This window comes from Vibrio sp. MMH1-50 (genome assembly GCF_022347645.1).
In the GTDB taxonomy this organism is placed as follows: Bacteria; Pseudomonadota; Gammaproteobacteria; order Enterobacterales; family Vibrionaceae; genus Vibrio; species Vibrio harveyi.
Window position 1 is genome coordinate 83,261 of sequence record NZ_JAKRGG010000017.1, and the last position, 12,530, is coordinate 95,790.

The window sequence follows — 12,530 nt, forward strand, 5'->3', positions numbered from 1 at the left end:
TTTGATAAACGACGCCACCCCACCTGTTGGCGGATGGAGCAAGCGTCGTATGCATTTAACATTATTAATTCTATGTTGGAGCTACTGATTGAACTCAGCTTGCATTGCGCGAAATGCCGTTACTTGCTCTTCAATCAGTTCGCGCTTTTCATTACGACCGAGGTAGATCTTAAAGATGTTGCTACCGCACTCAGAGAAGAAACCAAAGTAGTGGCTTTCACGCCCCATAAACGGCTTACTTACTAGCGCGATGTTTTTCACGTTATCCAGTTTAAGGTGACCGTGAAGCTCCCCTTCTTTGCCCATTAAGTTGTAGTAACCACGTGCCACTTTGCCTTTCGGGAACGGTGCTTTCACTTCAAAGATTGAGCCGAAAGAATGAACAATCGTCGTTACAGGACCAAAGCCTACAAGACCTTCTAAAATGCTTTGAGCTTGCTCTCCCGGAGCCACCGCTACCATTTCTTGAGGTAGTGCTGCAACCACATCAAATTCCGATACGCCAAGGCGCTCTGCCATCGCCGCAGGTAGCAGTTGTGGTTCTTGTTCTAGTAGGCTTTCAACCTGTTGCTTAATTGATTCCATTGGTTTTTCCATTTCTTTTAGATGTTAGATACTTTTGGTACGTTTTCGTTCATTTCCGACGTTAGTACCTGAATACATGCCTGTGCGAGAGAAACAGCCCAGAAGCTCCCTGCAAGGGTTAGCACTAAGCTACGCTCTTGAAGCTCGACCAAGCCCTTGTCGTGCCATACTTTGAACAACGGCATTAGGAAGTTAAAGGTGTCTTCACCCATGAAGTTTGGCAGTTTGTTCCCTTGAACAATGCCACGGTCGAAACCTGACTTTAGCGCAGCAAAGAGTGGCTCTAGCGGGCTTTGTTTCATCATCATCGCGATGGTGCTTTGCCCTTCATTGACGGCTTTGACATAAGTGTCTAGCGTGCGATGTTGCATCATGCCGTAACCACCGATGTTACCGCCGGCACCACAACCAACCGGAAGCACTTCTGCATACGTCTTCGCTAAGCTGTTGTATAAGCTGCGTTCACGGTTATCGATCGCCCAATGGTTTACACTGAGCTGCTTCATATGATGTTTCGACATGAATTTCGCACCGAGCTCGTACATACCAGCTTTTTCAGGCGTGGTTGCCGGTGGCGGCATCTTACCCTTCTCAACTAGGTTCAACATTGGGGCTGTCCCACCAACAACCAGTTGATATAGGTCCAAACCGTGCGCACCAGTAGACATAAAGTCGTGCAAATCTTGTTCGAGCACTTCCTTTGTCTGATAAGGCAAGCCATATAGCAGATCTATAATGACGGGAATTTTGTCTTCTTTAGCGAGCTCAGCAACGCGGTTCAAGACATCTTCACGATCATCTAAACGCTTAGCACTACGACGTACTTTGGTATTGAAGCTTTGCACACCAAATGAAAAACGGTTGAAACCTCCGTCTAGCGCTCCCTGATACAGCTCGTCCGAGAATCGGTTAATACGCCCTTCTAGGGTAATTTCACAATCGGCGGCTAAAGGGAAATAGTCATGAATTGCCTGACCAAGAATACGAACCTGATCTGCAGATAAATCTGTAGGCGTGCCCCCACCGATATAAACCGCATGAAAAATGCCACTTTGTGTCCATGGCAGTGCTGCTTTCTCTTTCAGCTCTTTCATCAGCGCATCAAAGTACTCATCAACAAGCTTACGGCTCGCGGCGTTTTGGAAGAAGTTACAAAAAGTGCAGCGCACACGACAAAATGGCACATGAATGTACAGGCAACGCTTATTGTTCTTTTGCGTTGTTTCAGAAGTGATCCGTGACAGGATTTCACCTTGTTGTGGCGGTGGCACAGGCATACTGCTACCACCCGCGTGCGCAGAGTGTTTTTTCACAAACGCAAAACGCAGCGGATCGGGGCTGTCACTCCCGAGAATTGATTCGTCAAATTTATAAATGTCGACGCTCATATTTACTCACTTAAAGCCCACCACACAAAGGATTGAGGCTCATTTCAAAAAAACTGTAAAGATCATAATTTGCACGTAATGATAATGCAATTGATAATTGATCTTATTTCCTTTTCGAGCAATAATCTTCCCACTTGATAATGATTCCTACTACCGAGATTTACCCGTGAACGTAAAAAGATATGCCATTGCCGGTGGCGCCTCTTTAGTGGTGCACGCAGCGCTTCTTTTTGTCTCCCAAGAGACAAAAGTGTTTGCAATGCCAGCAGGCAATCCCACCAGCTCGGTAAGCTTGAATTTAGTCTCAGCGCCAAAACCGGTACAAGCGGCTCCTACGCCACAAGAAGTGGTGGAAGAGAAGCACCCGGAGCCAAAGAAACAACCTGAGCCTCCGAAGCCAAAACCAAAGCCTGAGCCGATTAAAAAGACGGTAGAAAAGCCGATCGTAAAAAAAGAAGCGGTGAAGAAAAAACCAGTCCAAAAGAAACCTGAACCGGTTAAAAAACCTCAACCACCAAAACCCGTTGCAAAGAAAGATCCGCAACCAAAAGAAAAAGTGGAAGAGAAAGTCGCAAAAGAACCTCAACCACAACAAGCGGCTCCTACTGATCAATCGAAAGGGGCGACATCACAGCCAGTGATGATTGACCAACCGACGTTTGTTTCTCAACCAGTACAACCTCGTTACCCACGTTCAGCGCAAAAGCGTGGTATTGAAGGGGTTGCGCTGTATGAAATTTGGCTTGACGAAAACGGCAACCAGATTAAACAAATACTTATCGAATCATCTGGTGCAGAAATGCTCGATCTTTCTGCTCTACGTGCCATTAAACAATGGCAGTTTTCACCTCATATTTCTGGCGGGCACAAAGTCGCTCACCGAGTTCAAATCCCAGTTCGTTTTAAGTTGGATGGATAATGGAACAGCTACAACATTTACAAACCCAATTTGGTCTTATGACTTGGCCTTTAGTTATTTGCTCTGCACTTACAGTCATGATCATTGCGGAAAGACTCTTTCAAGTATTCATTAGCCTAGGAGTCGGTAAACGCGCGATTCGCCAAAAGCTGACCAAGCTTGACCCAACCAACAACAAAGACATCGAAGCACTAGCGGATGAGTTTTCGGGTAAACGACCTCTTTTATATCGTGGTGTTGCAATGCTGCTTGCGCATCACTCTTTTTCTAAATCACTGCGTGAAGATGCGGCTGGTATTTGGCTTCAAGAAAAACGTCATCAGTTGCACTCAGGTCTGCGTCTGTTGACCTTGATTGGCGTGATCAGCCCCCTGATTGGTCTATTAGGTACAGTTCTTGGTCTTATCGACATGTTTAAAGGTATTGCTTCTTCTACCGGTAACATTACGCCAAACGACTTGGCAGATGGCTTGGGTCTTGCGATGCGTACGACTGCAGCTGGTTTGATCATTGCGTTACCTGCTATTTCTGGCGCGCAACTGATTGGTCTTTGGGCAGATCGTGTTATCGCTAAGCTTGAACACACTCTGAACTATGTAAATCTGTGGCTCGAAGGCATTTCTCTACAGCATATATCTCCGGAAAACAGCAAAGAAGTCGCGACTGTTGCAAATCATGTTGAAGCGAGAAGTTCATGATTAAGGCACCACAAGACAACAACAGTCATGGCTTAACACCAGACTTAACGCCACTGCTCGACATCATTTTCATCGTAATGGTGTTTTTGATGCTCACTGCAGCAGTGAAGTTAGATTCCCTAGATGTGAACCTACCAAGCACCGATTCCCAAGCTGTGGCTGAGGTGGACAAACAATCAATCACGGTGAACATCCTTAAAGAAGAGCCACACTGGGCGATCAACGGTAAGGCGTACATCGATTGGGAAAACTTTACGATGGCTCTGTTAGAAGAGAGCAAATCAACCGACAAACCTATTGTGATTGGTGCGGAAAAAACCGCAGACATTCAGTCACTGGTTAAGCTTCTTGGCTTTTTACAAGAAAACGGAATTCAAGCGACTCAACTGCTCACTGAAGAGTCGCAATAGAAGAACATAAGATTGAGAACACACTAATGAATAAAACACTTTCGCCCGTTCGTACCGCATTGACTGCAGCCATTATTATGCTTGCTAGTGCGAGCCTATTTGCCAACGAAGCTCCATCAAATGAACGCGTGGTCAGTGCCGGCAGCGCTGTCACTGAACTGTTACTTGCTCTTGATGCAAAAGATAGCCTTGTTGCTGTCGACGTAACAAGCCAACTACCGGAAGGGATGGAGTTGCCAAAAGTTGGTTACCACCGTCGTCTTTCTGCTGAAGGTCTACTGGGATTAAGCCCGACTAAATTGATTGGATCAGATGAAATGGGACCAAACACCACGCTAGACCAATTGAAATCAGCAGGTGTTGATGTTGAAGTCGTCAATACAGAAGCAAACGTGGAAGGTTTGGTTGATCGTATCGACCAAATTGCGACCATCATGCATCGCGAAACTCAAGCGACAGCACTAAAAACTGAAGTTGAAGCACAAGTGAAAGCACTGGAAGGCAACCAACCAGCAAAAGCTGACAAAAAGAAAGTACTTTTCCTACTGATTCACGAAGGTCGCCCAGCAAACGTAGCGGGGTCAGAAACAACACCAGACGCAATCATTCAACTTGCAGGTGGAGAAAACCCAGCAGCAAGCAAACTCTCTTCATACAAGCCACTGTCAACAGAAGCTATGGTCGAGATGCAACCAGACGTGATTCTTGTGAGTGGGCGTAGCTATCAAACAATGGGCGGTGCAGATGCCATTCTGAAAGCAATGCCTCTCCTTGCCGCGACTCCAGCAGGTATGAACAAAAACATCGTGACAATTGACGGTCATGCGCTTGTTGGTGGTTTAGGACTTAAGAGCCTTTCAGAGGCGAAGCGCCTAAACGAGCTGCTTTACCCGTAGAGAGATTCAATGCTGTTAAGACGAATTCCTTTATCTACTACCCTACTCGCGTTATCTGGCATTTTAGCTTTTATCGCAGTAGCGTCCATTACAGTAGGTCCAATGAATATTAGCTTCTCAGACAGTCTGAGAAGCTTAACAGGAGCAGGTTCAGACCTTGCTCCTCATATTCAGTTAGTCATCAACGAAATCCGCCTTCCACGCACTATTCTTTGTATGTTTATTGGTGCGATCCTCGCTATCTGTGGTGTTGTGATGCAGGGGTTATTCCGAAATCCTCTAGCCGAGCCAGGCATCATCGGTGTTTCCGCAGGTGCAGCGCTTGGTGGCGCATTTGCAATCGTCGTATTTGCCGATTTCAGTCAAAACTACCCGACACTAATGAACTTAGCTGCCTTGCCATTTTTCGCCTTCCTCGGCGGTGCAATTACCACGGTATTAGTTTACTGGTTAGGTACGAATAAGTTTGGTACGTCAGTCACCATCATGTTGCTTGCGGGGGTTGCAATCAGCGCACTCTCGGGCGCTGCGATTGGTTTTATGAACTTCATCGCCGATGATCAAATGCTGCGAGACTTAACTCTTTGGTCGATGGGATCGCTGGCTGGGGCAAACTGGTCAGGGATTGGTTTAGCTGCGGTGACTCTCATCGTCTTGATGTTCTGGTTCCAGAGAAAAGCCATGTCATTAAATGCGTTGCTTTTGGGAGAATCAGAAGCCAAACACCTAGGTGTGCCAGTACAGAAGCTCAAACGCCAACTTATCCTGTTGTCCGCAGTTGGTGTGGGTATTACGGTGAGTATCTGTGGTGCAATTGGATTTATCGGTCTGGTGATTCCGCATTTAGGTCGTATGCTTGCCGGTCCAGACCATCGCACGCTGCTGCCTATTTCAGCGCTTATGGGCGCACTACTTCTTACCGCTGCTGATATGTTTGCACGAGTTGTTGTTGCACCCGCAGAGTTGCCTGTAGGCATTGTAACCGCATTGATTGGTGCGCCATTCTTTATCTACTTACTGTTCCAACAAAAAGGGAAGATTCTGTAATGAATGACATCGTTCTGTCTGGCAGAAACATCTCCATGAGATATGGGAGCCGAGTGGTACTAGACGACATCAGTATTGATATTCGTGCAGGCGAGGTCACCGCATTATTAGGTCCTAATGGCGCGGGTAAGAGTACACTGCTGAAGCTATTGTGTGGCGAGATTCCGTCTCAGAATGATATCCAGTTCTTTGGTAAACAAAAAAACGACTGGGAGCCTTCGGAGAGCGCCAAACACGTGGCGATGTTGCCGCAGCACAGCACGCTGACCTTCCCGTTCTTAGCGAGAGAAGTGGTCGAACTAGGTGCGATTCCTCTGTCCATTTCTAATAAAGAGACCACGGAGCTTGCTCTGCAATACATGAAGCAAACCGATGTTTTGCATTTGGCTGATAACCTCTACCCTGCTCTCTCTGGAGGTGAGAAACAACGTTTGCATTTGGCTCGCGTGTTAACACAACTTCATCTATCCGGTGATAAGAAGATCTTAATGCTGGACGAGCCTACCTCTGCATTGGATTTAGCTCACCAGCACAATACATTAAAAATCGCTCGTCAAGCGGCAAAAGAGCACAACGCAGCGGTTGTAGTCGTATTACACGACCTTAATTTGGCCTCCCAGTATGCAGATCGCCTTATACTACTGCACGACGGTAAACTTGTCTGTGACGATACGCCATGGAACGCATTAACACCGGAACGCATAGAACAGGTTTACGGCTATCACTCCATTGTGACCAAACACCCTACGTTGGATTTCCCACAAGTTCACGCTGCGGCATAACCTCTATCGATTAACCAAACGATTCATGCCTAACAAAGCCCAATGTTCAATATTGGGCTTTTATTTTGCCTAAATAACACTCAAATTTCCGAGTCTAATCTGTTTTAATCATTCAATAATGTTTTGGATACACAAATAACTAAATTGAACAATAGGTAAATTCTGAATTGCCGTTTAGTTATCAACAATAATACATATTGGGAATTAGAATAATTTATCATTTAATTAATAATCAACCTCATCAATATCGATTAATTATTAACTTATTTTCAAACGAAAGATGAACATTAAGTTTCCAACTTAATTCAGGTTGCGATAAAATTTTTTGCGACATTCGTCACACAATATATCTATTCTCCCCCTTAGACTCCGGACTTTTCAAGCCCCCCAAATTTGCAGTGAGTCTATGAAGCTTTCTAACTTAAGTATTAAAAGTAAAATTAGTGCGTTGATATTAATTATCTCCGCCGCCGTAATTGCACTCTCTTTCTTCTTTAACTCTCAAATTAAATTAATCGATGGAAAGATGTCGGAATTTTCTGACACCACAGTTCCGAGTATTTTGTTAGTTAAAAACATTGAAATCGAAGTCGGCATTTTAAGAAAAGATGAATTTTCTTTATTGACGAATGTAAACCATGCTGAGTTTAAAACATGGTTGAAAGGTCTAGATGGATCAGAAAGTAAAGTTGACAACTATATTAAAAAGTATGGTCAGTCGTTATGGGATCAACGTGACCGTGATGCCTTCAACCGTGTCAACGATGCATGGGAAAAATACCGTAGCTTCAATGAAAAATACTCCGCACTGCTTCTAACCAAGCAAGTTGATGAAGCCAACGCAATGCTGCTTGATGGCTTCCCTGCTTTCCAAGAGCTACAAAACGCTATCATCGCTCTTGTTGAGCTAAACCAAACCTTCATTAAAGAAGACATCGACAGCACGCATATCGTGGTAACCGATGCGATTACTTATGGCATCATTGCTATTGTAGCCTTGTTAGCTTTGGGTTTTTCTCTAGGGCTATTCCTTACCAAGCAAATTTGCTCGCCACTTAACTATGTTGTTGAAATGGCGTCTAAGATTGCCTCTGGTGATCTTACTTACCAACTGCCACGCAATAAGATTGGTAATGATGAACTTGGTATCCTTGCCGATGCATGTATCGATATGCAGGCGAAACTTTTAAGTCTGGTTGACAGCATTTCTTCAACTACCGCACAAGTAAGTACAGCAACAGAAGAAGTGAGCGCGATTTCGGAACAAACTTCATCTGGTATGGACGAGCAGCAACAACAGCTTAATCTGATTGCAACCGCAATGAACGAGATGCAAGCAACAGTTAACGATGTCGCCAACAATACCGAAGCCGCATCTGAAACCGCGAATGGTGCGTCGAACGATGCGAAACAAGGTTTAGAAGTCGTTCAAGAGTGTATCTCGCAAATCAATGAAGCATCTGTTGCGATCCAATCTGTTGGCACCATGGTCAGCGAGCTTGAGCAAGACGCATCAAACATCAGCGTTGTCGTCGACGTGATTCAAGATATTGCTGAGCAGACCAACCTTCTGGCTCTCAATGCAGCAATCGAGGCAGCACGCGCTGGCGAACAAGGTCGAGGCTTCGCGGTTGTTGCAGACGAGGTACGTACACTAGCAAGTCGCACGCAATCATCCACAGAAGAGATCGTCTCCATCATTAGCAAGCTACAAAACTGCTCTAAAACCGCAGTGTCTGCGACAAACAACAGCAATGATTTGATTCAAGTGTGTGTTGAACAAGCACAAAACGCAGGTGCAACCATTGGTCAAATCGAGCAAAGCGTGGATAACATTGCAGAGAAAAGCATTCAAATTGCAAGCGCATGTAGCGAGCAGAGCTCAGTCACTGAAGAATTGCATCGTAACGTAGAACACATCAATCAGTTCTCTAGTGAAGTGGCAACGGGCTCTCGCCAAACCGCGGTTGCTTGTCGTGACTTAAGTGAGCTGGCTGTTGGTCTACAAGAAATCGTAAGTCAATTTAAAACGGCTTAGCCAATCATTAAAGGCTTCTAGCCTTTTACTCGCATATCCAAAGCCCAATGTTCATTCATTGGGCTCTGTTTCTTTTATCGCTTCAGAGAAAACCCGATCGCCGTCTCGATTCTCCAATTTATCCCACCGAAACCCACTAGCATCAGGGTAACCCACTATGATTATTCTTTGTGGCGTATAAAGTGTAAAAACTATTTCTATACCCAAGTAACCTCAAGATGCTAGGTTCAGCGAGAATGACTTGGTTTGTAGACGCGGCGGCGATTTAAAGATCTAGTCATTCTAAATCAAGAATCGTATTTGCAAAGAGTGCCCTTTGGAAGCGTGTCTTTGACGCGCTTTTTTAGTCAAACAAATAGCTGCGTCAAACAACTTGGAAAGAGCTAGCTATTACACTGCATTGTTTTCCTTACTCTCGAATCAATGACAACGCTCTGAATCCTGCATCTTGAAGTCACTTGGGCATAATAATTAATCAATTGATGAATATTAAGGGAATTATCGCCCTAGCCGACTAAAACTTGTCCACGTTACACTGAATACAGTCCCACATTCTTCTGCAACCTGACCTACGATCAGGCTCAACTTCTTGAGGAAGCATCGCATGATGAAGCGAATCATTCTTGGCACATTTGTTATTACCCTTTTGACCGCTTGCTCAAAAGACGATGGTCAGCAAGCTCTTGGCACATTAGAACGTGACCGCGTCACCTTTACAGCCACCTCAAGCGAAATCATTCGTGCTCTACCAATTAAAGAAGGCAGCCAAGTAACTGAAGGTGAGGTGCTAGTTCAACTCGATACTAAGAACCAAGAAGCGATATTAGCCCGCGCCATAGCTGAGGAAGCTAAAGCAGATGCTTACCTATTAAAGCTGACCAATGGCGAACGTCCTGAAGATATTGCTGCAGCCCAAGCAAGAGTTGCAAGAGCAGAAGCGCAATTAACCGAAGCTCAAAAGAACTACCAACGTAAAGCAGAATTGGTACGTAAGAAACTCATCAGCCAATCGGAAAAAGACACCGCATTGGCAGCAAGAGATTCTGCGCGTGCCGAGTTAGACTCGTCACAAGAAGAGTTCAGCAAACTTACCGCAGGCTCACGTCCTGAAGACATTGAACAAGCCAAAGCCGAACTGATGGCAGCAAAAGCAGATGTGGCTCTTCAACAGCAAAAACTAGCAGAGCTAACCATTACCGCTACCCGTGATGGTTTGCTCGACAATCTACCTTTTAACTTAGGCGAACGCGTTCCAGTCAATGGCATCGTTGCCGTGATTCAAGCAAGCCGTGTCCCTTATGCACGTGTTTATGTCCCTGCGACTTATCGAGTTAACTTTATTCCCGGTAAAGCCGTACAAGTCCATGTGGATGGCGTCGAAAAACCTTTAGAAGGAACCGTGCGCTGGGTTGCTACTGAACCATCATTTACCCCCTACTTCGCCCTAACAGAGGAAGAGCGTTCGCGCTTGATGTACCTTGCAGAAGTCGATTTACAAGACTCTGCTGAATCTCTACCTTCAGGCATTCCTGCACAAGTGGATTTAGTGGAGTAAACGATGACTGAATACGCAATTCAAGCAGAGAATGTGGTAAAGAAGTTCGGTGACTTTACTGCCATCAATAACATCACGCTCAATGTGCCCAAAGGCAGTATTTATGGTTTTCTGGGTCCAAATGGTTGCGGTAAATCTACCACCATTCGTGTGTTAACGGGTCTACTCAGCCCAAGTGAAGGCAATGTTGATGTTTTAGGGTTAGAGATCCCAAGACAATCTGAGCTATTGCGACTCAAAATTGGTTACATGACGCAAAAATTCTCCCTCTACGATGATCTTTCCGTTCAAGAAAACCTCGAGTTTATTGGGCAGATCTTTGGCATGGATACTAAAGCACTTAAAGCTCGCATCGAAGAGCAATTAGCGACATATGGACTTGATCAATTACGTAAGCAACGCGTTGGTGGCATGAGTGGCGGACAAAAGCAGCGACTTTCTCTTGCGGCAGCGACCATGCACAAACCTGAATTGTTGTTTCTCGATGAGCCTACCTCCGCCGTAGACCCGGAGAACCGTCGTGACTTCTGGGAGCAATTATTTGATCTCTCCGATCAAGGCACCACAATTTTGGTCACCACTCACTATATGGACGAGGCAGAACGCTGTCATCGACTTGCTATTATGGAGGCTGGAGAAATCCGTGCTGATGGTGAGCCGGAGCAACTCATGGCGCAAATGGGTGTGAATATTGTCGAGGTCAAAGCGGATAACTTGCGTGAACTGAAAGAGAAAGTCATAAAACGTAAAGAAGTCCGTTCTGCTGCCCAGTTAGGTATCCGCTTACGCATCCTAATTCATCAACATATCGAACAACCGATTAATTGGTTAATACAAACCTTCCCAGAGCTTGAAGGCTGCGAGATGAACATCGCGCGTCCTAGCTTAGAAGATGTATTCGTTAGTGTAACGGGGGAAGGTCGCCAATGATGAAGTCCATTGCTCGAATGAAGGCGGTGATGATCAAAGAGATTCGACAGCTTTCTCGTGACCGAATCACCTTTGGCATGGTGGTCATGATTCCTCTGATCCAATTATTGTTATTTGGATTCGCCATCAATACCGATATTCGCAATATTCCCGTCGGCGTTGTTGACCAAAGCGGTAGCACTGCAGGTCGCGTTATTACTGAATCGGTAAAAGTGACTCAAGTTGTCGATGTGGTCGAAACCTTTGCCACCGCTTCAGAGGCGGAACAAGCGATACAAGACGGTCTCGTGCGCGCGGCACTCATTCTGCCAAGCGATTTAACTCAGCGTATGGTGCAAGGTCGAGAGCTGGGACAGTGGATTGTAGACGGCTCTGATACCATGATCAGTTCAGCCATTCTCTCGCTGCAGACCATGCCATTGACTGATTTCGACTTTGAGATCCGCCCTGCTCCCACCAAAACTTTTGAAGTCGCGTTGTATTACAACCCGAGTCGGCGCTCGGCAGTGAACATCGTACCCGGTTTACTTGGGGTCATACTTACAATGACGATGATCTTGTTTACCAGTGCTGCCATTGTGAGAGAAAGAGAACGAGGCAATTTGGAATTACTCATCACCACGCCAATTCACTCTATTGAGCTCATGGTCGCGAAAATTATTCCGTACATCTTTGTCGGTTTAATTCAGGTATTTATTATTCTTGGCTTGGGGCATTGGATCTTTGGCGTGCCGATAAATGGAGCCATTAGCCAGATATTATTTGGCACCTTGTTGTTTATAGCCGCCAGTTTAACGCTCGGTTTGGTGATATCCACCATCGCCACAACACAGCTTCAAGCCATGCAGATGACGGTATTTATTCTCCTCCCGTCTATACTTCTGTCTGGTTTTATGTTCCCTTATGAAGGGATGCCAGTCGCAGCTCAATGGATATCAGAGGCTCTGCCCGCGACCCACTTTATGCGCATCATTCGTGGTGTGGTGCTTCGTGGTGCCGATCTAATGGAGTTATGGCGAGACACAATATGGTTGCTTGGTTTTACCGTGGTGGGCTTAGTCGTCGCCTCTTTGCGCTTTAAGAAATCACTCGATTAGACCAGAAACAAAAATGCCACTCCGTTCAATACGAGTGGCACTTTATCCCCAAGTAACCTTGAGATGCTGGGTTCAGCGAGAGTGACTTGGTTTGTAGACGCGGCGGCGATTTAAAGATCTAGTCATTCTAAATCAAGAATCGGCAACAAAGTATACAAGCCAAGGCCCTTACTATTTGCAAAGAG

12 protein-coding genes are annotated in these 12,530 nt (G+C 45.6%); 10 read left to right on the forward strand and 2 right to left on the reverse strand.

Annotated features, from left to right (window positions below):
• Nucleotides 1–81: 81 nt before the first annotated feature.
• On the reverse strand, nt 82–585 hold the full coding sequence (gene hutX / locus MHO32_RS14275) for a heme utilization cystosolic carrier protein HutX (RefSeq protein ID WP_005452528.1): 504 nt from the start codon (nt 583–585) through the stop codon (nt 82–84).
• A 17-nt stretch (nt 586–602) separates the two neighbouring features.
• Complete coding sequence (hutW, locus tag MHO32_RS14280; RefSeq protein ID WP_053053297.1) at nt 603–1,973, reverse strand: heme anaerobic degradation radical SAM methyltransferase ChuW/HutW; 1,371 nt, start codon at nt 1,971–1,973, stop codon at nt 603–605.
• A gap of 166 nt (nt 1,974–2,139) precedes the next feature.
• On the opposite strand from hutW, the gene MHO32_RS14285 reads away from it, so the two are divergent.
• From MHO32_RS14285 to MHO32_RS14330, 10 genes are all read left to right on the forward strand, one after another.
• On the forward strand, nt 2,140–2,892 hold the full coding sequence (locus tag MHO32_RS14285) for an energy transducer TonB (protein ID WP_239212642.1): 753 nt from the start codon (nt 2,140–2,142) through the stop codon (nt 2,890–2,892).
• Nucleotides 2,892–3,590 (forward strand): MotA/TolQ/ExbB proton channel family protein, encoded by a 699-nt coding sequence (locus tag MHO32_RS14290; protein ID WP_239212644.1) that lies wholly within the window; start codon nt 2,892–2,894, stop codon nt 3,588–3,590. The genes MHO32_RS14285 and MHO32_RS14290 overlap by 1 nt, the downstream gene beginning before the upstream one ends.
• Nucleotides 3,587–4,000: an ExbD/TolR family protein gene (locus MHO32_RS14295; protein ID WP_005452533.1), complete on the forward strand. Its 414-nt coding sequence runs from the start codon at nt 3,587–3,589 to the stop codon at nt 3,998–4,000. The genes MHO32_RS14290 and MHO32_RS14295 overlap by 4 nt, the downstream gene beginning before the upstream one ends.
• A 26-nt stretch (nt 4,001–4,026) precedes the next feature.
• A complete protein-coding gene (locus MHO32_RS14300) occupies nt 4,027–4,896 on the forward strand; it encodes a heme/hemin ABC transporter substrate-binding protein (RefSeq protein ID WP_239212646.1) in 870 nt (289 codons plus the stop codon).
• A gap of 9 nt (nt 4,897–4,905) precedes the next feature.
• A complete protein-coding gene (locus tag MHO32_RS14305; protein ID WP_005452535.1) occupies nt 4,906–5,943 on the forward strand; it encodes a FecCD family ABC transporter permease in 1,038 nt (345 codons plus the stop codon).
• On the forward strand, nt 5,943–6,725 hold the full coding sequence (locus tag MHO32_RS14310; RefSeq protein WP_239212648.1) for a heme ABC transporter ATP-binding protein: 783 nt from the start codon (nt 5,943–5,945) through the stop codon (nt 6,723–6,725). Before MHO32_RS14305 ends, MHO32_RS14310 begins: the two co-directional genes overlap by 1 nt.
• A gap of 406 nt (nt 6,726–7,131) precedes the next feature.
• Nucleotides 7,132–8,763 (forward strand): methyl-accepting chemotaxis protein, encoded by a 1,632-nt coding sequence (locus MHO32_RS14315; RefSeq protein WP_239212650.1) that lies wholly within the window; start codon nt 7,132–7,134, stop codon nt 8,761–8,763.
• A 604-nt stretch (nt 8,764–9,367) separates the two neighbouring features.
• Complete coding sequence (locus tag MHO32_RS14320) at nt 9,368–10,318, forward strand: HlyD family secretion protein (protein WP_443088418.1); 951 nt, start codon at nt 9,368–9,370, stop codon at nt 10,316–10,318.
• A 3-nt stretch (nt 10,319–10,321) separates the two neighbouring features.
• Entirely contained in the window at nt 10,322–11,248 is a 927-nt protein-coding gene (locus MHO32_RS14325; protein WP_239212652.1) for an ABC transporter ATP-binding protein, read from the forward strand.
• Entirely contained in the window at nt 11,248–12,345 is a 1,098-nt protein-coding gene (locus MHO32_RS14330; protein WP_005452544.1) for an ABC transporter permease, read from the forward strand. Before MHO32_RS14325 ends, MHO32_RS14330 begins: the two co-directional genes overlap by 1 nt.
• The last annotated feature ends 185 nt before the right edge of the window (nt 12,346–12,530 follow it).

Excerpts from the sequence above, each read along its gene's own strand:
- MHO32_RS14300 (WP_239212646.1), top strand. The coding sequence starts at position 4,027 with ATGAATAAAACACTTTCGCCCGTTCGTACCGCATTGACTGCAGCCATT.
- MHO32_RS14320 (WP_443088418.1), top strand. The coding sequence starts at position 9,368 with ATGATGAAGCGAATCATTCTTGGCACATTTGTTATTACCCTTTTGACC.
- MHO32_RS14330 (WP_005452544.1), top strand. The coding sequence starts at position 11,248 with ATGAAGTCCATTGCTCGAATGAAGGCGGTGATGATCAAAGAGATTCGA.
- MHO32_RS14305 (WP_005452535.1), top strand. The coding sequence starts at position 4,906 with ATGCTGTTAAGACGAATTCCTTTATCTACTACCCTACTCGCGTTATCT.
- MHO32_RS14310 (WP_239212648.1), top strand. The coding sequence starts at position 5,943 with ATGAATGACATCGTTCTGTCTGGCAGAAACATCTCCATGAGATATGGG.
- MHO32_RS14315 (WP_239212650.1), top strand. The coding sequence starts at position 7,132 with ATGAAGCTTTCTAACTTAAGTATTAAAAGTAAAATTAGTGCGTTGATA.
- MHO32_RS14325 (WP_239212652.1), top strand. The coding sequence starts at position 10,322 with ATGACTGAATACGCAATTCAAGCAGAGAATGTGGTAAAGAAGTTCGGT.
- hutX (WP_005452528.1), bottom strand. The coding sequence starts at position 585 with ATGGAATCAATTAAGCAACAGGTTGAAAGCCTACTAGAACAAGAACCA.
- MHO32_RS14290 (WP_239212644.1), top strand. The coding sequence starts at position 2,892 with ATGGAACAGCTACAACATTTACAAACCCAATTTGGTCTTATGACTTGG.
- MHO32_RS14295 (WP_005452533.1), top strand. The coding sequence starts at position 3,587 with ATGATTAAGGCACCACAAGACAACAACAGTCATGGCTTAACACCAGAC.
- hutW (WP_053053297.1), bottom strand. The coding sequence starts at position 1,973 with ATGAGCGTCGACATTTATAAATTTGACGAATCAATTCTCGGGAGTGAC.